The 22,379-nt window shown below is 42.5% G+C and carries 13 protein-coding genes; 6 read left to right on the top strand and 7 right to left on the bottom strand.

Going from position 1 to position 22,379, the window contains the following annotated elements; all coding sequences use genetic code 11:
• Positions 1-550 precede the first annotated feature (550 nt).
• Complete coding sequence (locus tag ACJJJB_RS11395; protein ID WP_445364933.1) at positions 551-2,377, top strand: DUF885 domain-containing protein; 1,827 nt, start codon at positions 551-553, stop codon at positions 2,375-2,377.
• A gap of 322 nt (positions 2,378-2,699) precedes the next feature.
• Here ACJJJB_RS11395 and ACJJJB_RS11390 read toward each other — a convergent pair whose 3' ends face one another.
• Positions 2,700-3,137 carry a phytoene desaturase family protein gene (locus ACJJJB_RS11390; RefSeq protein ID WP_445364932.1) on the bottom strand — a complete coding sequence of 146 codons (438 nt, stop codon included), beginning with the start codon at positions 3,135-3,137 and terminating at the stop codon, positions 2,700-2,702.
• Between the two features lie 228 nt (positions 3,138-3,365).
• Positions 3,366-3,560, bottom strand: a complete 195-nt coding sequence (locus ACJJJB_RS11385; protein WP_445364931.1) for a hypothetical protein — start codon at positions 3,558-3,560, stop codon at positions 3,366-3,368.
• Between the two features lie 276 nt (positions 3,561-3,836).
• On the opposite strand from ACJJJB_RS11385, the gene ACJJJB_RS11380 reads away from it, so the two are divergent.
• Positions 3,837-10,382, top strand: coding sequence for a BamB-related PQQ repeat family beta-propellar protein (locus tag ACJJJB_RS11380; RefSeq protein ID WP_445364930.1), 6,546 nt, complete (start codon positions 3,837-3,839; stop codon positions 10,380-10,382).
• 322 nt (positions 10,383-10,704) lie between these two features.
• Here ACJJJB_RS11380 and ACJJJB_RS11375 read toward each other — a convergent pair whose 3' ends face one another.
• Both ACJJJB_RS11375 and ACJJJB_RS11370 read right to left on the bottom strand, forming a co-directional pair.
• Positions 10,705-12,282: a phytoene desaturase family protein gene (locus ACJJJB_RS11375; RefSeq protein ID WP_020413287.1), complete on the bottom strand. Its 1,578-nt coding sequence runs from the start codon at positions 12,280-12,282 to the stop codon at positions 10,705-10,707.
• 350 nt (positions 12,283-12,632) lie between these two features.
• Entirely contained in the window at positions 12,633-13,145 is a 513-nt protein-coding gene (locus ACJJJB_RS11370; protein ID WP_445364929.1) for a hypothetical protein, read from the bottom strand.
• A gap of 467 nt (positions 13,146-13,612) precedes the next feature.
• Between ACJJJB_RS11370 and ACJJJB_RS11365 the strand changes: the two genes are divergently transcribed.
• From ACJJJB_RS11365 to ACJJJB_RS11350, 4 genes are all read left to right on the top strand, one after another.
• A complete protein-coding gene (locus ACJJJB_RS11365; RefSeq protein WP_020413285.1) occupies positions 13,613-14,512 on the top strand; it encodes an NmrA family NAD(P)-binding protein in 900 nt (299 codons plus the stop codon).
• Positions 14,513-14,653: 141 nt separating this feature from the next.
• Complete coding sequence (locus tag ACJJJB_RS11360; protein WP_444946494.1) at positions 14,654-14,872, top strand: GDCCVxC domain-containing (seleno)protein; 219 nt, start codon at positions 14,654-14,656, stop codon at positions 14,870-14,872.
• Between the two features lie 1,201 nt (positions 14,873-16,073).
• A complete protein-coding gene (locus tag ACJJJB_RS11355) occupies positions 16,074-17,201 on the top strand; it encodes a hypothetical protein (protein WP_020413284.1) in 1,128 nt (375 codons plus the stop codon).
• A gap of 335 nt (positions 17,202-17,536) precedes the next feature.
• Positions 17,537-19,030 carry an APC family permease gene (locus tag ACJJJB_RS11350; RefSeq protein WP_445364928.1) on the top strand — a complete coding sequence of 498 codons (1,494 nt, stop codon included), beginning with the start codon at positions 17,537-17,539 and terminating at the stop codon, positions 19,028-19,030.
• A gap of 118 nt (positions 19,031-19,148) precedes the next feature.
• On the opposite strand, the gene ACJJJB_RS11345 is transcribed toward ACJJJB_RS11350, so the two are convergent.
• The 3 genes from ACJJJB_RS11345 to ACJJJB_RS11335 form a co-directional block, all read right to left on the bottom strand.
• Positions 19,149-19,748, bottom strand: a complete 600-nt coding sequence (locus tag ACJJJB_RS11345) for a hypothetical protein (RefSeq protein ID WP_353376667.1) — start codon at positions 19,746-19,748, stop codon at positions 19,149-19,151.
• A 286-nt stretch (positions 19,749-20,034) separates the two neighbouring features.
• Complete coding sequence (locus ACJJJB_RS11340; protein WP_445364927.1) at positions 20,035-21,201, bottom strand: patatin-like phospholipase family protein; 1,167 nt, start codon at positions 21,199-21,201, stop codon at positions 20,035-20,037.
• 452 nt (positions 21,202-21,653) lie between these two features.
• Positions 21,654-21,860, bottom strand: a complete 207-nt coding sequence (locus tag ACJJJB_RS11335) for a hypothetical protein (RefSeq protein ID WP_282953049.1) — start codon at positions 21,858-21,860, stop codon at positions 21,654-21,656.
• Positions 21,861-22,379 lie beyond the last annotated feature (519 nt).

Here is a 22,379-nt window from a genome sequence, read left to right as displayed (position 1 = left end):
CTCTTGCCGCCAGGCAGTTCTGGAAGGAATTACTAGCTGAATAGGCTGGCGACATATTGGCGTTCTGCCGTGGGAGGGGGCAATGATGGAGGGGGTTAACGATTCTACAATGGGCTACTTTGAGCAACCATGTTGCATCGTATCCATATAGGCCTGCTCCAAGTAACTTATGGCCGGATCTGCAATTAAGTAATTTCTACCTTTGTTAATGATCATTTATTTAGAATTTAAGGGATCGTTGGGTACCTTCCATTGAATCCTTACTAGTCATATTTTTATTTTAATAGTGAGTATATGCCCATATCTCTCATACGAACTTATGTTTTTCCTTTCTTGTCCCCGTAAATAGATAGCAACTTAGTGCAATGGTAATTTACACAAAAATTAGGAATTTTGATTTTCCTTAAGGAGTGGCGCCCCTGACTTGATGCGTCTGCAATGTGCATTTTATCGCCTAATTCAGTTTGTTCGACGCTTTGCTTGGTTCAAATGGTTGTACTTCACTTATTAGCATGGTGACAATGGCGGTCTAAAGTAGGAGGGGTCGATAATGATAAAAATAACAGCCAAATGGTTTGGTGGGGCTCTATTGATTGGGGTGGTTGGAGTTTCAGCCTTTGCGGTCAATGCGATTTATTTTAAGCCTTGGGCTATAAATGTGTATTTTGAAAGAGCATTCATCAAAATTCAAGGTACCAGCCCGGAAACGCTGTCAACTTTCCGGATTCTTGAACAATTTGGATTTGATGGCCACAATGCCCATCTTGATGATATTTCTGAAAAGATGGTGCAACATAAGCTTCAGATAGTTAAGGATGAGCTATCTACTTTAAGGAAGTATGATCGATCTAGTCTCGATGATCGACAGGCAATTTCCTATGATATTTTTGAGTACTATCTGGAAAGCATGGTAGAGGGAGATCGTTGGAAACATCATAACTATCCCCTCAATCAGATGTTTGGTGTTCAAAATAAGCTGCCGGAGTTTCTTGTTGAGTTGCATCAGATTAATAGTATCAAAGAGGCTGATTATTATCTTTCTCGTTTAAGTGAAGTGGATAGAAAATTCTCTCAGGTATTAGATGGATTAAGAATTCGGGAACAAAAAAAGATCCTGCCTCCGCGCTTTGTGATTGATCGTGTGTTGAAGGAAATGCAAGGATTTATTGATGTTCCAGCTCAAGAAAACATACTCTATACCTCTCTGGAAGAGCGCCTGAGTGTGCTTGAAACTCTACCAGACCATGAGCGTATACGTATCCTTGATAGGGGAAAGATACTAATAGAAACCGAGGTCTACCCCGCTTACGTAAGCTTGATCGCCTATTATCGAGAATTGCAGCTTAAAGTTACAGGGAGCCATGGAGTTTGGGCTCTTCCGGAAGGTGATGAGTTTTATGCCTATCAAGCACGTGTTCATACCACTACAAATCTGACTCCTGATGAGCTGCATGATACTGGCTTGAAGGAGGTAACACGCATAGAGGAGGAAATGAATACGATCTTTGCTTCTATTGGTCTTGATAGAGGTAGTATCAATTATCGTTTTTCAGCAATCAATAATGACCCTCGGTTTATTTATGAAAATTCTGATAAAGGACGCGAGCAGATTATCAGAGATTACCAATTGATAATTAATGAAATTAATGAAGGTATTGATGACTATTTCAATTTAAAACCGACAGCGAGAGTAGAGGTTCGACGAATAGCAGAGTTCAAAGAGCAGGGTGCACCTAAAGCATACTATATGCCCCCAGCAATTGATGGCTCACGCGGAGGAGTATTTTATGTGAACCTGCGCGATGTTCATGAAACCAAGAAATTCAGCATGCGAACTTTAGCTTACCATGAGGCAGTTCCAGGGCATCATTTCCAGGAAGGGATTGCGCAGGATCTAGAGGAGCTGCCAACTTTTCTTAAGGCAGTATCAAATACTGCTTATTCAGATGGCTGGGCTCTCTATACTGAGCAACTAGCAAAAGAGATGGGTTTTCAAGATGATCCTTATGATGATCTTGGACGATTGCAAGATGAGATGCTTCGGGCTGTACGTTTAGTGGTGGATACCGGCATACATCACAAGCGTTGGGGTCGGAAAGAGGCAATTGAGTACATGGTGGAAAAGACCGGTATGGCGAGAACTGAGGTCATAACTGAGGTTGAGCGCTACTTCGTAATGCCAGGGCAAGCTGTGGCTTATAAAACTGGCATGTTGAAAATACTGGAATTACGTGAACGTGCACGTCAAGAACTAGGAAATAAGTTTGATATCCGTGAATTCCACGATGTTGTATTAACCAACGGCGCTGTACCGCTGATGGTATTGGAGCAATTAATTGATCAATGGATAGTTAATAAAAAGGGCTTGAAGAGTTAATAGAGGGGGCGTTTCAGTGAATACCCATTATTATGCATTAGTTGTAATGGAGCTAAACAAGACTCTTTGAAACGTTTGAATTCGAAGTTGAGCTTAACTCATTTACTGAAACTAAATCTCATGCTATGAATGGCCCGCATTCGCAGGCCACTCTTATTTATCTCTTAATATTTCCATTGCAGTGTTATGACCAGGCACTCCAGTAACCCCACTTCCCGGGTGGCTTGGGCTGCTTCGATCAGCCGTGTTTTATCGCGTCTACACAGGCCTGTTCCAAGTAGTTCATTGTAGGATCAATGACTATTCTAGGTTGATGGTGTGGCTATAGGTGAGTTCCGTGCTTGCAAGTGAAGTCTGGTAGTTCATACAGAGTCACATTCATATGGAAGGTCCCGGAGCCTACCCTGAAACTGCGCACACGGCGGCGAAATTCAGTCTCCTGATGTTGTTCGCGAATCATCTGGGAATAGAGCAGTTTAGAGTCAACATTGGTAACTACTATAATGGCTGTAATGGTTTCCCGACTACTTAGCCGCACTCCGGTAGGGCGACCACCATCAATCAACACCTTCTTAACTTCAGCTTTTACGCGAATGGTGACTCCGAGATACTCAGCCTCTTTACACATGGCCTGGGCGATAGCACCTATATCACCCATGTCACCCATGGCATGACCCCAAGCGCCTTTCTCACCATTGACCTTACCAAATACATGGTGCAATAACTCATAATCAGAGCTGCAACGATGTTGGATACCCACCAATTGGAGAGTACTGAGGTGGGAGTCAAATGCTTACACCAATTAATTGGTTGTCAGAGGTTCTGCGCAGAAACAGGCGGTATGCAACTCACGATAGCCGCTCATCGGTCAGTTGATAGGAATTTAGGCAAAGAGCCACACAAGCAAGATAGTAGTCCTTGATGAATTTGCTGAGTTTAGCGGTGGGAAAAGAAAGCGCTGGCAATCTTTAACCCATGCATCTTTGGTTTATTCGGTTACAGTTGCCAGCCCCTCCAGTCTACTGGCTTTAAATAGCGGCTCAACTGAAAAGGTAAGCCTTTGGGCATCCCGGCGCTCCTCGCCCACCAGAGGTGGGTTGCTCGGTTGAGATTGCAGCGTGAATACGTTTCTGGATCGAGTGGTAATTGGGACTGCGATATCGAGAGTAAAGATCTCGGCCATTTTTTGCATTCTATCTTCAACTCGCTGACGCTGGTGCTCACAGTTCCTCCCGGATTTGGCCTTCCTACCGAGAGGAATGCCCTTCGCACACAGCGGGAGATATAGTGATGTAAGGTATTGTATTCCAGGTTTGGTTTTGCAGTTCATTTAATAGCCGTATATGATTCGCGCCCGCTTATTGTAAAGAATCGCACAGTGGCTAAAAGGCCTCGATTTATACAGCTCAAGTACTATCGCACCAAGTGTGCAGGCTGAGTGATTGAAAAGGATTGTAATATGGGATCGCGAACAACGGCATTTAATTTAAAGCTTGTACTGGCAGGTCTCACTGCGGTCTTATTAGGTTGCGGAGGGCGAGGAGGCAGTGACTCTTCACCTGAACCTGAGCCACCAGCCCCCCCACCCGTGACGTATTCACTTTCAGGGGCAGCCGTAAAGGGACCCCTAAGTTTTGCCAATTATAGGATTCATGAAGTTTCTTTTGAGGCGGCGGACTTAAAGGGGGATATTGTAGCGAGAGGTGAAACCACAGAGTTAGGTAAATTCACTGAGGGAGGCTTAGATCTACCGGGTAATGGTTACTATCTAATTGAATTTTTGGCTGGTGATGCCACGGTAGACCTAACGACTGGAATGGCCCCAATCCTTCCTAGCCTGTCGACAATTGTTGAATCTGAAGCTCTCGAGAAATCTAAAGATATCTTCGCAACACCGCTAACAACCATCGTAGTTGATCTGATCCGGCGTGGAAATATCCAAGATAAGCAGGGATTGACCGATGCTTTGATATCTCAATCTCTGATTGTTAAAAGTCAGTTAGGCTTTGACCTGCTAGATAAGGTAGACCTTTTTCATACGCCACCAGTGGCTTTTGGGAATGAGGCCGATCTTGATGATATTTTGAGCTACCGTACCGCTTCTGAAGCTACCGCGTCTCTTGTGTGGGCTCTTAAAAACGAGACAGATATAAGCACTTCAACAGTACTGGAGTTGTTAGTTTCAGATCTAACAGATGGGGCGTTAGATGGCCTTGCCGAAGGTCTTGATACAAATACCATGCAGGCAATACAAGATAATTACGACTTTTTGTCCAGGCTGAACGTTGGTGAGCTACCTGTGCCCAACACCTTTGACCCCGAGTCTTCAGACGCTGAGACTCCTCTCAAAGTTGGTGGCTTAGTTAAGCTCCTTATTCATGAAACACGCCTATATGACAGTTCAAGAGAGATCTCAGCCTGGGGGGATAAACCAAAATACTCCATTATCAAAGCTATCGGAGCCGACTTAGATGGGGATGGTACCCCCAATGATATCGACAATGATATCGACAATGATGGCGTAGAAAACGAGAACGACGCATTCCCTTGGGATGAAACAGAGTCATCAGATCTGGATGGTGACGGAGTTGGTGATAATGCTGACCATTACGATCTTGATGCGTTGTGCTCCCGGATAAATGAAGGTGATGGGGAGACCTGTTTCGCTACTCTGACCGATACACTAGCTTTGGATGAAGTATTTTCTGATGCGAATGGTGTTATATATCTCAGCTTCTCTGAAAATGGGGTTTACAATTTTTACCAGTGGAGTTCAGAGACCCAAAACTTCACTGGAAAACTTGATCTAGTAGTTGATGATCAAAGTCCCCAGGTTGTACGTTACCATGATGAGCACAAGAGAGTATATCTTGCTTATAGTGACGGCTGGATCCGATATTTTTCAATTGATACACCTGAAAAGATAGTTGACCTCATTCAAATGCCTGTTGGTGCAACTGGACTGGCTGAGGCGGGTAATTATTTATTGCTTCAAGATAATCAGGGAGCTTGGTACTCACACCATGTCTTGTCTAAGGATGGAGATTTATTAGATAGCAAGGATTGGAATAGGTATTCTCATTATTACGCTTGGAACGACGTAAATAGCCGGATTTATCATTTTAGAGATGGCACATCCCCTAATGATATACATTTTGAGGAAATCTCTCAGTCGAGCGGCGCTATAGGTGTCCAAGGGGAATCTCCCTACCATAGTGATTACACTATCAGAGGCCCCATTCTGATTGTGAACGGTGGTAATGGAGTACTGCTTGGTAGTGGTGATTATTACGAAGCCAGTGACTTGAGTTTTATTGGTTCTCCAGTAACTAGTTTTGATTATGGATTTTCCGATAGTAGTGTGATTGTAACCCTATCAGCGTCTGTTACTAATAATAGAAGCTCTTTAGTTGCTTACAATAATGATTTTGAGGCGTTTTTTTCTGCTACCTATACAGGGCTTCCTGAGGGCTTAGTGCAGTTAGATGAAGTGGCCTTAATCATTACTTATACTGAAAATCATGGCCGAAAGTATCAGCTCGTTGAGCTGTTGGATGATATAGATGGCGATGGAGTTCCGAATAGAGAGGATGCATTTCCAAACGATAGGGCTGCATCAGTAGATTCTGACCTCGATGGTGCGCCCGACTCATGGAATGATGGGTATGATCCGTCTGTGGGAGAATCTAGTTTAAGCCTCGATTTATTTCCTCTGGATTCAGCCTGCTACCTTGCAGAGCATGGCATAAATGGTATTTGTGATATTCAAGGGCAAGTGCAGGTCAAAAATGTAGATGATGTTGCTCGAAGAGGAGACGTGCTTTATTTACTGGATGACAATTCCAGCTCAATCTGGAAGTGGGATACGGTAGCTGGTAAATATTTAAATCCTTTACATTTGGGGCACTTTGAGAGCAACGGTAAGGCGCTGTCTATTAATGTCGACAATTCATCTTCGATATTGGTTGGTTTTGAGAATGGTAAACTTCTTGAGTTTAGTGAAACTTTACCTATAAAAAACCAGGAAGTGGCCTCGTTTGAGGGTAATCTGGAAGCATTAATAAGTGCTGGTGATTTCTATGTGGCAGTTGCTGGAGGTGGTTCAGGTAGCGCTTATTTGAATTATCACTTGCTTAATAAAAGCTTTGTGATTAGGGATAGTTACAATTGGGTAAGCAGCTCACTGGAGCTGTTTTACGTGGAGGAAACCGGCCGGTTTTATCATTATTCTTCTTATGGAGATTTAAATAGCTTTAATATTGATGATGATAGAAAGGAGTTTTCCGGGTATCAATATTATTACTTCGGAGAGTCTTTAGGTGCATGGCTGTCGCAATCACCGGATGGTAAATTGTTTGTGACTGGAGAGGGGAATGTTATCCAGGGGTACCCCGCTAACCCCCTCGTTAGCGCACTTGATTTGAGCTCTTTATCTGAGGATGTGGGTGCGGAGATACAGCTACTGGATTTCACCTGGAGCGAGAGTGTTGCTGTTGGCCTGGTTAAGGTAGATAGGGAATATCTTTTAGCAATTTTCAGTCATGATCTTAGAGAAATTCTATTTAAACAATATCTCGATATCGATACCTATATAGACCTTATTGCTGATGAAACTGGTGTAATACTAATTCATCAATCAATTGGCAATGAGCTGAATATAGTAAATTATCGGTATGAATCTGATGCCGATAACGATGGCTTGCCAATGTGGTGGGAGTTGGCCCATGGTTTGGATGACACTGACAAACTAGATGCCTTGAAGGATTCGGATGCTGATGGCCTAAATAATCTTGAGGAGTTCTTAGCCGGCAGTTCGCCTTTGATGGCAGATACGGATCAGGATGGGTTGTCAGACTTTGACGAGGTTATCACTTACTTTACCAATCCATCTAACAGTGATACAGATGAAGATGGTATGCCGGATGGCTGGGAAGTACTATTTGGACTGAATCCGTTGGATGCTTCCGATGCCGATAGTGATTTGGATAATGATACGTTTTCTAATCTAATCGAGTACCTTTTGGGCTCTGACCCAACTGAGGAGTTATCTTTACCCTCTCCAATCGATGAATTCTATTTTTCTTTTGAAAATCAAGAATTGCCGGGGGGCTGGGTCTCACAAGGTAGCCCACAATTTGTCACTCAATCAGCTAGTGATGGGGTTGTTAGCTTATTTACCGAAGGTAGTTGGGGTATTTCTACAACCAATTACTTTTCCCCTGTAGAGTTTTCTCTACAAGCACGATCTACCTGCTATTCCATCTATGATGCTGAATTGGTTATTGAGCTAAATGGTGAGAAATTATTAGGTGTGTCTGTCTCCCAAACATCATGGGAAAAGATATCTGTTCCCATTGCTGAGGGTTATCATACATTAGATGTGAGGATTGAATCCTCAGCTAACGATTGTGGCATTTTGATTGATGAACTGAAGGGGGTTTCTCTTCCTACAATTTTTGAAGTGGGAGCCTCTGGAATTTCTATTTTTGAAAATAAGCTTTACTTACTTGATGTCGATGGTCGTGAAATAAAAAGTTTCGACATCCCTAATCCGAGTGGAAGTGATTTCACATATGCACGAGATGCGGTGATTTTGGATGATGGAAGAGTAGCGATTTTCAATGGGACATTTGAGCCTTATTTAAGTGTGTATTCACTAGAGTCAAATCTTTGGGAGCATTATCCAGCGCCTGGTTGGAGTATTATTAATAATTTGAGTTATGGCGGCATAGATGCTGTTGGTGAACAAGTTTTCGTTACCAACCAGTCAACTAGTGGCAGTCCTAGTCAAGGGTATGTGAAGTTTGACTTAGCAAATGGTTCTGTGAACTATGTAGATGCAGACTCATTTATAGATCTGACAGTTGGCGCAGATGGCTATCTCTACGCATTAAGTGGCAGTCAGGTTTCTCAATTCAGTCCGGAGTCAGGAATTCTGCTCTCCAACATATCTATTGAAACTTCCCGGGCAATTGCGGTAGATGAGGCTGGTAATATTTTTTCAGCTACCTGGAATGGTGAGATACATCAGTTTACGGCTGGTGGGGTTTTGCAAAAAACATTATTCGTTGGCCAGAGCTTTAATGATCTAAATCTCCGTAGTAATGGGGAGTTAGTCGCTGCTACAGCATGGGACGGACTATATCGTGTCACGGCAGACTTAAGTAGTTTTTCCAAGCTAGATGCGCGGGGTAAATTTGTAGATCTGACGCCAGATTTCGACTCTGACAGTGATGGACTTCCTGATTGGTGGGAGTATGGCTTTGGATTAGATCCGAAGAATGTTGCTGATGCGGGCTCCGATTTGGATGGGGATGGCTTATCTGCGTTGCTGGAGTACTCCTTTGGTACTCATGCGGACAACCCTGATACTGATAATGACGGCGTTAACGATGGCGATGAACTGTTGATTTATGGTTCTAATCCTTTTGTTACGGATACAGATGCTGATGGTTTGTCTGATGGAGCGGAGGTGGAATTAGGTACAAGTTTATTGGCGCAAGATAGTGACAACGATGGGCTTACTGATTTTACAGAGGTGAAGGAACTCGGCTCAAACCCATTACTTGAAGACTCGGATAGTGATGGTATGGGAGATATGTACGAGTTCGAGTATGGTTTGGATTTGTTGGCAGATGATAGCGCTGGTGATATTGATGCTGATGGCCTGACCAATCTGCAAGAATATGCCTTGGGGTCTTCCCCAATAGATATAGACACAGATGGTGATTTCCTTTCGGATTTTGAAGAGTCGAATACCTATGGTACATCTCCAATTATTGCTGATACTGATGGCGACCACATGAGGGATGGATGGGAAGTGCTTTATGCGCTAGACCCCATCGATGCTGACGATGCAGCAAATGATGAAGATTTTGATTCTTTTACAAATGTTGAAGAGTTCTTCTCAGACACCTCACCTATTGATAGCAATAGTTACCCCTTACCTGTGGTATGGGCGACATATCAAGGCGGAGCAACGCATACTGGTTATACACCGCTACAGCTAGATGTAGATAATTTCTCTCACCATTGGTCCGTGACATTACCTAATATGACAAAGTTACACCCGGTAGTGGTGGCTGATGGTAATGTCTTCGCATCTAATGAATCCTATTATGCAGAGCAGAGAATTGTTGCTCTGGATGCAAGCAACGGCAATTTGGTGTGGGAGCGTGCTTATGACGGTATATCTTCTATAAATCCCCCAGCTTATGACAGTGGAAAAGTCATTTTTCAAACTGGTGGTCATGGGGATTCCTTTATACGAGGGCTTGACATAGATGATGGCTCACTATTGTTTGCTACTAAATATGAAAATCAGTGGTCAACTTATATGTCTCCAACTGTATATGATGGAGGGATTTATACTGCGGGGGGGTATTACGGAGGACTTTACTCATTTGATCTGAGTGATGGGTCGGAGTCTTGGTTCGCATCTACAGCGCAGTATGAAGAATTTACGCCAGCTGTAGATGAAGAGTATGTATATGCATTTATTACTGATCTACAAGTTTTTCACCGTGATTCTGGTGAATTGGCCTATAACATTGAATATCCTAATTTTGACTGGATAGGATACGATGTAAATTTGGCCACAGTTTTGACTAGGTATAATAATGTTGTGGCAATTCAATCGGGCTCTTTAGTTGTATTTGATCTCAATAAACGCAACATTTTGTGGGAGAAAACTTCTGCTGGATTTTCAGGGCAGCCAGCTTCTAGTGGTGGAATTATTTACGCCTTGCAGTCTGGCATTTTGAAAGCTATTGATGAAGAAGATGGGAGCGAAGTGTGGGCCTGGGAGGCGCCAACGTTGTTAACTTCAAATATTGTGGTAACCCGAACGCATATTTTTGTTGGAGATTCATCGCATACTTATGCCATTAATATAGGTACTCAGGAGCTGGATTGGAGTTTTGAATCTTCCGGGCACTTAAGTCTTGGTGACGACGGAACCCTGTATATCGCTGGCTCTGAGTTGACTGCTATTTCGCTACAGTAACTGAACTTTTAATTTGACTGGGTTTTGTTTACTGGGACGACTGTTGGTATGGTGGGGTAACTCACCATACCAACAGTATTTGTTAGCTTGACGCAACCTAAGTCTTATAAGGCTGCTGTGTAGTGGTCCAGATAGGATTAAGATCTACATAGATCATACAGGCTGTCAGCGCTCTCCCATTATGGTCCCTGCACTTGTCAGCAAGTGCAGGGACTTATTCAAATAACGTATATACCAGCTGATTTCTTGAGTGGTAAACCTTGGCCTGAACACTCTATGAATAACGGCCGTACTGGGGTCATAGGGTCAGTTCGAGCGAGTCTTATCTATCTTTCAGAATCTCCAGTGCAGCATTATGCCCAGGTACTCCAGTAACCCCACCTCCCGGGTGCGTACCGGAGCCACAGAGATATAAACCTTGAATCGGCGTACGGTAATCTGCAAAGCCCATAAAGGGGCGGTTGCTCCAAAGCTGGTCCAGCCCCAAGGCACCATGGAAGATATCGCCTCCCATCAAGCCAAACTTGCGCTCTAAATCCAGAGGTGAGTGAATTTGCCGGGCGATGATGGAGTCACGGAAATTGGGAGCATAGTTAGTGACGGTATCGACAATGGTTTGTGCCGCTTGCTCGCGGTAGTCGTCCCAGCTATTGCCGTCCGACAGTTCTGGAGCAAATTGCTGGCAGAATAGGCTGGCGACATGTTGGCCCTCAGGGGCTAAGGAGGGGTCGATGGTAGAGGGGATCAATATCTCTACAATGGGCTGCTTCGACCAGCCATGTTGTGTCGCATCCACATAGGCCTGTTCCAAGTAGTTCATTGTAGGGCCAATGACTATTCCAGATTGATGGTGTGGCTGTAAGTGAGTTCCGGGCCTGCAAGTGAAATCTGGTAGTTCAGACAGCGCCACATTCATACGGAAGGTTCCGGACCCTACCTTGAAGCCGCGCACACGGCGACGAAACTCCGGCTCTAGGTGTTGTTCGTCAATCATCTGGGAGTAGAGTAGTTTAGGGCCAACATTGGCAATTACTTTGCCGGCGGTTACGGTCTCTCCATTGCTTAGCTGCACCCCGCTAGCGCGACCACCATCAACCAGGACTTCTTTAACTTCGGCGTCTGTGCGAATAGTGACCCCCAGGCGCTCAGCCTCTTTACGCATGGCTTGTGTGATAGCACCCATGCCGCCCATGGCATGACCCCAAGCGCCTTTCTCACCATTAACCTCGCCAAACACATGGTGCAGTAACACGTAAGCGGAGCCGGGAGTACTGGGAGCGGCATAGTTACCGACAATAGAATCGAAGGCAAATGCTGCTTTGACATGGTCATTTTCAAACCAGGCATCCAGCACGCTGGTAGCGCTCTTGGTAAACAGGTCGAGTGCATCCCGGCGAGCTGCCATACTGAGCTTTTTCGCTCTCATGCCAAAGCTACCAGCGCGAATCAAATCTACAAACCCGCCACCCACGTTGGGGGGAGAGCGTAGCAATTCTTCACGTAAAATATCCGCTACGGTTTCCAGCATGGCATAAAAGTCGGGTAGAGTGGCTGCATCCCTTTCTGAGAAGCGGGCGACCTCTGTCTGTGTATCTGCCAGATTATTATGGAAGGAGAGACTCTCACTATCTGTAAGTGGGAAAAAGTTTGACTGTGGCCGTAACTTGATGTCCAGGCCATGCTCACGCAAGTGAAGGTCTTCGATGATTTTCGGGTTGAGCAGGCTCACGGTGTAGCTCGCTACCGAGTTTCTGAATCCTGGGTGGAACTCTTCAGTAACTGCAGCTCCGCCAACAATAGTCCGGCGCTCAAGAATTGTTACTTTTTTTCCCGCTTTGGCTAAATAGCAGGCGCAGACAAGGCCGTTATGGCCACCGCCAACAATCAAAAAATCCTTCATTATTATTCTCTGAGTCGTTAAAGGGTTTATTGATTGTCGTCAAAAAACGCTCAAAAATAAAGAGCCCCAAACTTGGTTGGTATCGCAAAGTTAATCGACTGTTAAGTGGCTCATTGCTTTAATGAATTGATAGTAAGGTAGCGGCACATATGCTCTAAGTTCTTTTGAGTGGGCCCCAAAAGACCAGTGCTCGCAAATATTTTGGCCAAGATTGTAGAATTTTCGGGAAGAAATCCTACTAAACTCAGTGAATATAAATAGTCTTGAGGTAAGGGCCAGGCAACCTTGCTATTGACATACCAGCATTTCTTACTTTTTATTGTCTTTTTTTATCGAATCAATAGTATAAATTACCATGCCAGTAGGCATTTCAGAGAACCAGTTCGCAATCTTATATGATGCAGATTTGTATAAATTTTCAGATTTCTTCCATCCATTTTTCCGACAATAATACAAAGCAATAATTTCCCTTCAATATCAATTTTTGATCCATGCCCGGAAATAATGTACTCGGGTTTTTGGTTGTTAAGCTTAATGTGATAATCAGCGTTAGCTGCTCTGATCGTAATATCCAAAAAATCTGAATTACTTTGAGATTTCTTAGTGATAATAGATGCCGAAGTGTTATCAATGTATAGGTGGACTTGTGCAGATTCACTTGACTCCTTAAAATCAAAATTGGATCTATTTATTAATTGAAGTATATCTTCGCTGAAAAAAGCAGAGTTGGCGATTGCGCGCTCAGTAACAGATTTCAGTGAGTTAAAGTTAGAATCTTTTATTTTATTGTTCAGTATTTCGCTAGAGGCTTTGTTACTTATGAAGTAGATACAGAGTGCTGATAATAAAATCAGTATTTTCATCGGCCCCCTCTATCTTAATTTAAGAAGCATTTTTGTAGATTGAGTAAGAGAATTAGTGCATGTACAAAATTATTATATTAGATTGACGGCTAACAATTAAGTTCTACTAATCTGGGGAAATCTTAGATTCATTCGCTAAACTTTGAGAAGGCCGTTTAAGATAGGAAGCGTATTTAGGAAGGATAGAAGCTTATTGGAGCGAGTGTTAAAGGCGCCAGATTATCAATTTTATGTAGGTTGGTAATAGCTACTAGATTATATTAGCTGAAAGATAAGTCCATAGGTCAAGTGATTTGCAGGACAGGATGTTACCCCACTTCTCTGGCGCAGATAGATATCTCCCTATATTACAATACGCTTTAATTAGTCTACTCAGGTTTTCTTATTTCATGATTTAGCCTAGCGATATCAGATGACAAAAGTGGGTAGTCTAACGAAAAGTAACAAAAGTAGGGGAAAGTACTTTAATGAGTAATCAAAAGAAGAGGCGCCTCCTCGTTATTGGTGCTACTGGGAAAGTAGGTGCGGAAGTCGTTTATTCTTTAGTCAAGTACCCGGATATCCAAACAGTTGCTGCTATCCGGCGGGATGATCAGGCGCAGTCGATGCTTGATATTGGCGCGGAGCCAATTCAGCTTGATCTTGATGATATGACTACAGTCGAGAAGTCAGTAGTTGGTGTCGACGGAATTCTCTTGATGACCGGTTACACCGTAGATATGTTGAAGCACTCGAAACGTGTTATTGATGCTGCAAGGCGCTCAAAAGTTGATCATATTGTCCATATCGGCGCTTCTGGTGCTGATACCGCCGAGGTTTCCCATTGGGGGTGGCACCAGATGATAGAAGCTTATATTGAGCAGCAAGGGTTTAGGTATACCCATCTACGTCCCGAGGGCTTTATGCAAAACCTGATTAGTTTTGGGTGGCTGCAAAATGGCAGTTTAACCAACCTAATCGGTGATGCTCGCTGGAGTTGGGTTGATGCTCGTGACGTAGCGGCAATCGCGGCTGCAGCCCTTAAAAGCCCTGATAGATTTAGCGGTCAAGTCTGGCGTCTCGGTTATGATGCTGCGAGTATGGCTGAGGTTGCCGAGATGATGAGTGACTTGGTAGGGCAGTCAATAGCGTTAAGCCCACTTGACCCCCAGATCTTTTATGAGGAGGCTGTAGCTGCTGGCGCTGATCCTGTCTATATGGCCTGTATTAGGGATCAGTTCCGTTTAAATGCAGCTGGCGCAATACCTAATGCAGATCGGACTTTTGATGAGGCCGCATTCAAGGCAGCTGTTGGTAGGTTGCCTGCTACATGGAATGATTTTATTCGACGAAATGCAGAGGCCTTAAAGGTTGCCGCAATTTCATAAGGGTAGATAGTGATTCCTGACAGATAGTTTTATAGAGTTACTGGTTCTTGGTAGCAGTTATCTGAAATAGCTTTGTGATTATCAAGAGTTCAAGACAACTGTTATTTCGACTGTAGACATGTGAGAGGCTAAGAACTGGTAATGAGAGAACAAATTCTAACTTCTACGATTACCTGCCCTGAGTGTGGGTATAAACAGGTAGAAAGTATGCCAGTTAATGCTTGTCAATGGTTCTATGAGTGCGGGCAGTGTGGGAAATTATTAAGCCCCAAGCAAGGTGACTGCTGTGTATTTTGCTCCTATGGGTCAGTTCCATGCCCTCCGATTCAAAAAGGCAGTGAATCTTGTTGCTCCTCTTAGAGGATAAGAGATGGAGTGGAAAGGTTTAGCTACTCAGATCTTTGCTTAAGCTGTTTGACAGCTTGGTCTATTTGAGTTTTGTTTGCTTCAGGTAATCTCTCGGCATGGATTTTTAGAGAATCCATAGACTCATAATCAAAGATACCAACTGTTGGGTTAATAACCTTAACGTTCAAATAATCGTACTCAACCTTTCCAGGGCAGATAATAGTTTGGCAATCTTTAGTGTGTATAGTTGCTGGTTATCCATCGATCTTTGCACATCCGTGATAATGTCATGAAACCAGCGTAGCTGCCCCCAATTTTTTACCTCTTCATAACTAGTGTTTACTCTGCTGAGAGGAGCAGAGCCTGCGCCAAAATCAGCACATAATAATTTTTATCCGGAAATTCTTCGATGATATCCAGTAATATTATGCGGTGGGATCATTGGCCGATACTCCTGCATCAGCAAAGTATCAGTGGCTAAAATCTCTATTTATGATCATAAAGTCAACTGGGGAAAAAATTTCAGCACTAGAAGCTGCGATTACTAATTGGTAGGGACTGTTCGAAGGCAGGTTGGTGATTTCTTCACCACCAACTCCTCCTTCATCCAGGATTAGGATATTGATAGTTTCCTTTTTCTTTAGGCGACCCTCACTGATAATTATTTCTTCTGTAACGGGGGGTTCTGTTGAATTTTATCTTTTCAGTAAAATGATGATTGTAAATATAGGCGGTGATGCCGAAAACAAAGATTAGTAGGAAAAATATAATTGTTGATCGCCAAGTTTTCATTGTGCCACCTGATTGGTTCAAACTCATTGTAGTGGTGTTCGATTGGAGAAGTAATATTGCTTTGTGACTTTTAGATGTATGTTTCATCTAAAAGCTTATCCTTCATTAGTTATAAATATTAAAGAGCTCTTTGAGCACCACTAGATGCGGTGTTTTGTATATGAAATTTCAGAGGTATTTCTTTTTACTCTTCTAGCGTGGTGACTGATACTTCAGATGGGTGGCTTCTTATTAAATAAACCAAAAAAGTGAGCTGGTAATTGTGGGGCACTCTGAATACCGTGAACGTATAGTCACAGAGAGTGTAAAAGGTGTACTTACCTGAGTATTTTGCACCCTTGGTTAGCACTTTTTGGGATGGTGAGCTAAATAATGTGCAGCAATTGCAGAAATCGATTATCTATCACCAATAGGCCGCACTATGAACAACCATATTTTCCTGAAAATATTTTTATTAGCATCTCTTTTATTTGTTAGCCAGGTTCAAGCCGGCTCTAGTAGAAAAGTAGATGGCGACGATCAGTTAGTTGACGCATTTGACGCTGCTTGGGTAAGAATTATTAATAGCGGTAAATATCGAAAAATAATCCAAGACTTTGCTGAGCCGATTCCAGGAGTAATTGATGCAACAGATTACATTGTAAATCAAGCTGACTGCCTTCCAAACCCAGAGATCACTCCCTTTCCCGCCAAGCCCAGGGGACGATTTGCCAAGATATTGTCTTCAGGTCAAATACGCCGTGGGTATATAGCTGGAATGCCCTGGTTTATTAGTTCTGGAGCTAGTACTTCTGATTGGTTTGATAATGGTATGTATGGCTCAAGCATACTTGACGATATTTTTGTAGAAATACTCAGAGAAATTGCCAAGCATTACAGTGTGGAGCAGATAGAGGTAAATTCTATTGAAATTCCATTTCCTTTCAATACAACTTCTGCCTTACAGGATGGGATCTTTGGTACAAACCTTAGCCCGTTTAGTGAAGTCTACGAGATGTTCGAATTCGTTAATAACCCAGGTATCATCGTTGATATTATAGGTCAGTTTAATGCAAAAGGTGGTGAGTCTGAAAATCTGCGCAGGCTGAAGGGGCGTCGGTCAACATGCACCATTATTAGTTCTGGCCAGTTTATTCATATACCTGTTGGCTCTCCCTATGTAGTTAGTTCCATTGACGATTTGCAGTCTAATCCAAGTATAAGAATTTGTACTGGAAACCTTTCAACTCAAACAGCAAATCAGTATTTTCCAGAGAATGTGGTTGTCACTAAACGACAGCTTGATATAAAGGAATGTTATGAAGCAATCAGGGATGGAGAGGCTGATGTGTTCTTTAATTCACTTCCGAAAAACCCCTCCCCTGAAGCGGTTGGTGTAGTTGGTGCACCAATTTTTCAAGCCACTATTGATACCAAAATTGTTGCAGGAACACCTTACTGGGTTAAGGGAAATTCTGTTATATGCAAGCCAGTCTTTGTTCCTGGTCCCTTTAACTTTGGAACCTTTCGGGAGTGTGTGAAGAAAAAATATAATATTTCAGACTCATAGATCTTAAAAAGTTTTTATATATGGGGACGCGCTATAGATGTTGCTTACTTTGAGGATTAATTTTGATTAAGTTGTGATGGCAATAGGAGCGAGAAGCTATTCCCTCTGAAGCTCTACCGTTTAACTAATTGTGTATGGAACGTGTTAGCTGAAAGGTAGGGATAAGGTTTAACCTTGAGTGAATTTAGATGATATATACGCCCTTAAAATGCTTTTGATGACAGATAAAGACCTGCTTATTTTTGCTGGTACTGAAAAGGTTAGTCTGTGCATTTGTCATTGCATAGTGAAACTGTAAACTGTTCTTATTCCATTATTTTACACAAATCAGCGATATGCATCATACCAAGCGTGGCAAGAAAAAAGTTTCGCTTTTTAGCGCAACATTACTCAGTGCCACCTGTATGATAGGATCAGGGTGGTTGTTTAGTGCTCAATTAACGGCGAAATATGCAGGTAATTGGGCTTTTGCGGCATGGATACTTGCTGCTCTGTTGGTCTTGATGGTAGGGCTTTGCCTTGCTCGTATTGTGGCGACTTACCCAGTGCGTGGAGCCTTGGCCCAAGCTAGTGCCCTTTCGCACAATAGCATCTTTGGTATGCCTTTTGCTTTTGCGAACTGGTTTGGTATCTTGATGGTTGTGGCTACAGAAGCACAGGCTACAACACAGTATCTATCATCTGCTATCGGTTCTGCGATACTAATACAAAATCATACTCTTACTATATGGGGGAAGGTACTTGCACTCAGTATTTTAGCTGTTTATCTGTTAATTAACTTTTACGGTATTCGTTGGCTTACTAAAATTAATAATGTAGTTACTGTACTGAAGATTTTTACTCCATTATTTGCGCTTACTGTGCTTCTCATTGTGGTTTTTACCAGCAATCAAACCAGCTCAAATTTCTCCCTTTCTTACAATCAGCAGTTTGATTTTCGTAGTGCATTTTCTGCCATCATTGGCGCTGGACTTATTTATTCATACAATGGGTTTCAAATTAGTGTTGCATTTGCCAGTGAAATTAGGAAGCCAAGACGTAATATTCCACTGGCTATAACATTGTCAGTAGTGATTATCACCCTGGTTTATCTTGCGTTACAATTTGCTTTTATGGAGGCGATTCCGCATGACCTGCTGGTTGAGACTGGTGGTTGGCGGGGATTGAACTTTACCTCTCCACTTCTAGATCTTGCTACCCTTCTTGGTCTGCATTTTCTAGCGTTAGTGTTACTCGCTGACAGCGTAACTAGCCCCTCTGCCTCTGGGTATACTTATCTTGGTGCATCATCAAGAATTTTATTCGCGATGGCTACAGTTGGGCAAATGCCTCGTTGGCTCGCGGTGTTAGATCCAATACATAATATTTCCAGACGGTCCATGCTAGTCAACTGGGTATTAGCAGCTGTTGTTCTAGCTAATACGGATAGCTGGGCAGCACTTATGGTGGTTGTTACTGGGTATCATGTCGTTGGCTATATGGCTGCGCCTATTAGCATGGGAGCACTAGAACCTGAAATGCGGTGGTTTGGACTTATAGTTTTTGTTCTACTGAGCCTGATAATGTTGACCATGAAGTCTTCATCGCTGCTTCTGGTTTGCGCTTCTCTAACTATTTTGATATCTATTTATGCATCATTACATATTACGGGTACGGGTGTACGGAAGTTAGCGCTTTTCACGTTACCATTCTTAGCCTATTTATGGACTCTATATTTTTTATCAAGTATTTGGCTGGTACTGATGGTATCAGGAGTTTTTTATTTAGTAATATCATCTCGCTCTTATGTCGAGCTCTGTAAGGGTTACGGTAGGGGAGAGGGGGGATAAGAGTAGAGTTAGGCCGGATCTGAAATACAACATCCTTAAGGCTAAATATGATCCTCTAAGCCGAGTGAGTTAGACCTGGCAGGTAAGTGGTACCACCAGTCAGGTCTAACCTTAATGATCAAAACATAGAATTCACCATCTCTTTACTTTTTGACTTACCTGACCCGTGATTACGATCATCCCAGGTAACTCTTCCGGTCGCGAGATCCAGCTTCACACCTTGGTGTCCAACATAGGTATCACCTTGGCGTAGGGACATTTCGGTAAAGACTCCCTGACTATTAAAATTAAATTTTTCCAGGTTAGAGATATTAAAATTAACATCAAACATTCGATTAAAATCCAGTACTCCACGTACCACATCAATCAGGGCTTGAGTATGTCTTAGGCTGGATCCGTTCCCACTCATTGTTTGGTGCGAAGAGTTGCCATTTAGAGATACGCCGCCAAACACCCATCCTCTCCACTTTCTTCCCGGTGCAATAGGGCACACCGCTGCCATTATCTCAAAGGTATCATCCCTTACCTGTGGAGCTTGCATTGAACCAGAGAAGTGAGCGACTACCCCAATCTTTCTGGGAGCGCCACTATAAAGTACCAGTCCTACACAGGAGCCATAACCGTCAGATCTTAATTCTCCTGCATTGGTGCCGGTTACCCAAGTACACTCCGGCCTGAAACGATAAGCCGCATAGCCATCTCCCAATCGAACTGCCATAGCATAGACTCCTTATTGGAAATTTATTCAATATATGACCATTCAGTCTGTACCAATATAACGATAAATTACGTGAGAGCCTTGATCAATATCAGCAGATTACACCTTTGAAGAATGACTATTTGCTGGATAGTTAATGTCCAACCCCTAGTGCGGGAGCCTTTGGTGTTGGTCGCAGAGTTTTATAGGTTAAAGTTTGCTTAACGGGATAACTGAACGGTAATCAAAGTCTGCTGGCAAGCCCTTGCGCCGGGAAATAGATCTTGAAGTAGGGAGCTAGGTATTGTTATGTCTCCCCACCAAGATGCTTGAGAACGTGGCAAATTTCTTCTTTATTATCGTTAATAAGTCTTTCTGATAATATTTTCAACTTGTCAATTGATTTGTAATCGAATGGATCTACAAAGGGGTCAATAATTTCAACATTCAAATAGTTGAATTCTATTTGGCCTTCAGGAGCAAGTGATTTTGCTATGTCAAGTGTGTATATTTGTTGGTCATCCATTGATCTCTGTACATTGGATATGGCATCCTGCATCCAATTCAATCTTCCCCAATTTTTGAGTTCTCGGTAATTTTTCTCCATAGTTTCTAGTGGAGAAGTACCTGCGCCTAAAACAAGTACATAGTATTTTTTTCCAGGGAACTCTTTGATGATTTCACGCAGAATAATGCTTGCAGGGTTGTTTGCTGATATTCCTGCATCTGAATAATAACGATGTTTAACATCATCATTGTGGCTCATAAAGTCTACGGGCGGAAAAAGGGTCTCTGCGGCGGCGGCAGCTGTTACCAGTTGGTAAAGAGTGTCTGTCGGCAATTCGCTACTATCTTCGCCGCGGTTCTTAAATAGATGTAGCTTACCGGTATGGATATCGAGTGATGGAATAATGACGTAATTATTTAGTTCTCTAAAATTCAGTTCGCTACTATAGTGCTTTTGCATGACTTCATGTAGTCGATCTCCCAGAAATCTAGGAGATAAAAAGCCATTTACTGTTAAGATTTTGTGATACCATGGCGAAGAGAACAAATATTCGCTTTCGCTTTTATAGATATCAATAATTTTCTCACTTTTTGAATGAAGCTCTGCTTCTTCATCCTTGAACATGTAGTCTTTCTGATGAGGCATATTTAACCCGGTTGCGATGATGGCACCGGTTGATACCCCACTAAACACATCAAAAATTTCACTGGTAGGCTTACCTAATTTTTCCTCAATATATTGAAGGACATAAAGAGGGATAAGACCGCGAATACCACCACCATCGATGATAAGGATTTTGATAGTATCTTTGTCTTCAAGCCCCTTGTTGCTGACTATTGGTTCATCAGAAACAGGAGTCGCATTAAACTTGATGCTTTCAGCAAGTTGATTGTTGTAGAAATAAACAGTCCCAATGAAAGCAAAAGCTAACAAAGTAATAGTAAGTAGTAAGTATCTGGTCCTCATGCCAAATTCAACCTGTACCCTCTTTATTAAGAAGAGTACTAAGTGGCGTATTAGTTTTGCATTAAAAATACCTTTTGGTGACTGTGAATATATAAATATTTTTTACATTTTATATATCGATTACCAGGCAGTCGTAAAGATATTTAATTGGGGAGGGCTTGTGGCTGTTTCACTGGGAAATTATTTGTTTTTTTTATGGTGGGGAAGATTTATATTTTATCCTTTTTCTTGTTGCTTCTCGTGTTTCTATCTATCGAGGTGATTTTTGGCTTATATTTTATCTGAATGTATTGGAGCTAAAGGGCTATTGAATTATTCGTTTTAGCCTCACTGTCTGAGGTCTTATATTAATAAGTGGTCTCAAATATAATCGCTTTAGTTCTATAGCTGGCATGTGAAATATTAATGTATATTTAGGGCAAAAATAGTATTTTGCCCTAAATAACTTCCACTCAGTTGCAGCTATGCCCATCTACATCTGCACCGTCTTCAACCCTATTGCAGTTAGGGCATTGGAATCCTCCGCCCGGTTGATTCTTGTAATTAATGTAGCTCCATCCAGTGGGAGGGTTGTCAGGTGTGTACTTGGCTTCTACTGGAGCAGGGTTTGGATTTTGGGGGTCTAAAGTCCCGTCTTTAGTGCTAAGTTCAACTTCCATATTGATTACCCATTTATATATTTAAAAGTACTGATCGATGATGCTGACCAGGCAGATTCAACAAAAGATACTGCTTACTTTTTAGTAAGCGAGTCAATTCTATATGTCCACGTTGTTGCTGTTCTACTTCTGGTTATCACATCTTCTTACATGGTGGAACTTTGGTGCACAATTAGTTAGTTTCTGGCTCAGTTTGTCTGGTAAGTTACGTATTGTCGTTATTTTACGTTTGTATTTTTCAGTGGCTTATGAGTGTGGGTGTAGGGTGGTTTCAAGAAATAGCCGGGGGCACTTTGTAATGATTTTTCTGCCAATAGATTGAAAAGGTGCTTTCCTTGATTAATTTAAAGCAACAAGAGTTTATAGCCTTAGCTATTCTCCTGAGCGGGATTAAAGTATCTGTTTAGGGTGAAATCGTGCAGTGCGTGGTGTGTGAATAGATTGGTTGTGTGCCAGATGATTAATCTAAGTTGTTAGATTATTTTTGGTGTGTGTGATTTTATGCCATTTTTTATGAGG

The organism is Microbulbifer variabilis (assembly GCF_052468405.1).
Note: the sequence above shows the minus strand (reverse complement) of the source record. Positions and strands in the feature narration are given on the sequence as shown.

Bases quoted from the DNA above. Each gene is read 5' to 3' on its own strand.
- ACJJJB_RS11395 (WP_445364933.1), top strand. From the start codon at position 551: ATGATAAAAATAACAGCCAAATGGTTTGGTGGGGCTCTATTGATTGGG.
- ACJJJB_RS11385 (WP_445364931.1), bottom strand. From the start codon at position 3,560: ATGGCCGAGATCTTTACTCTCGATATCGCAGTCCCAATTACCACTCGA.
- ACJJJB_RS11380 (WP_445364930.1), top strand. From the start codon at position 3,837: ATGGGATCGCGAACAACGGCATTTAATTTAAAGCTTGTACTGGCAGGT.
- ACJJJB_RS11375 (WP_020413287.1), bottom strand. From the start codon at position 12,282: ATGAAGGATTTTTTGATTGTTGGCGGTGGCCATAACGGCCTTGTCTGC.
- ACJJJB_RS11370 (WP_445364929.1), bottom strand. From the start codon at position 13,145: ATGAAAATACTGATTTTATTATCAGCACTCTGTATCTACTTCATAAGT.
- ACJJJB_RS11365 (WP_020413285.1), top strand. From the start codon at position 13,613: ATGAGTAATCAAAAGAAGAGGCGCCTCCTCGTTATTGGTGCTACTGGG.
- ACJJJB_RS11360 (WP_444946494.1), top strand. From the start codon at position 14,654: ATGAGAGAACAAATTCTAACTTCTACGATTACCTGCCCTGAGTGTGGG.
- ACJJJB_RS11355 (WP_020413284.1), top strand. From the start codon at position 16,074: ATGAACAACCATATTTTCCTGAAAATATTTTTATTAGCATCTCTTTTA.
- ACJJJB_RS11350 (WP_445364928.1), top strand. From the start codon at position 17,537: ATGCATCATACCAAGCGTGGCAAGAAAAAAGTTTCGCTTTTTAGCGCA.
- ACJJJB_RS11345 (WP_353376667.1), bottom strand. From the start codon at position 19,748: ATGGCAGTTCGATTGGGAGATGGCTATGCGGCTTATCGTTTCAGGCCG.
- ACJJJB_RS11340 (WP_445364927.1), bottom strand. From the start codon at position 21,201: ATGAGGACCAGATACTTACTACTTACTATTACTTTGTTAGCTTTTGCT.
- ACJJJB_RS11335 (WP_282953049.1), bottom strand. From the start codon at position 21,860: ATGGAAGTTGAACTTAGCACTAAAGACGGGACTTTAGACCCCCAAAAT.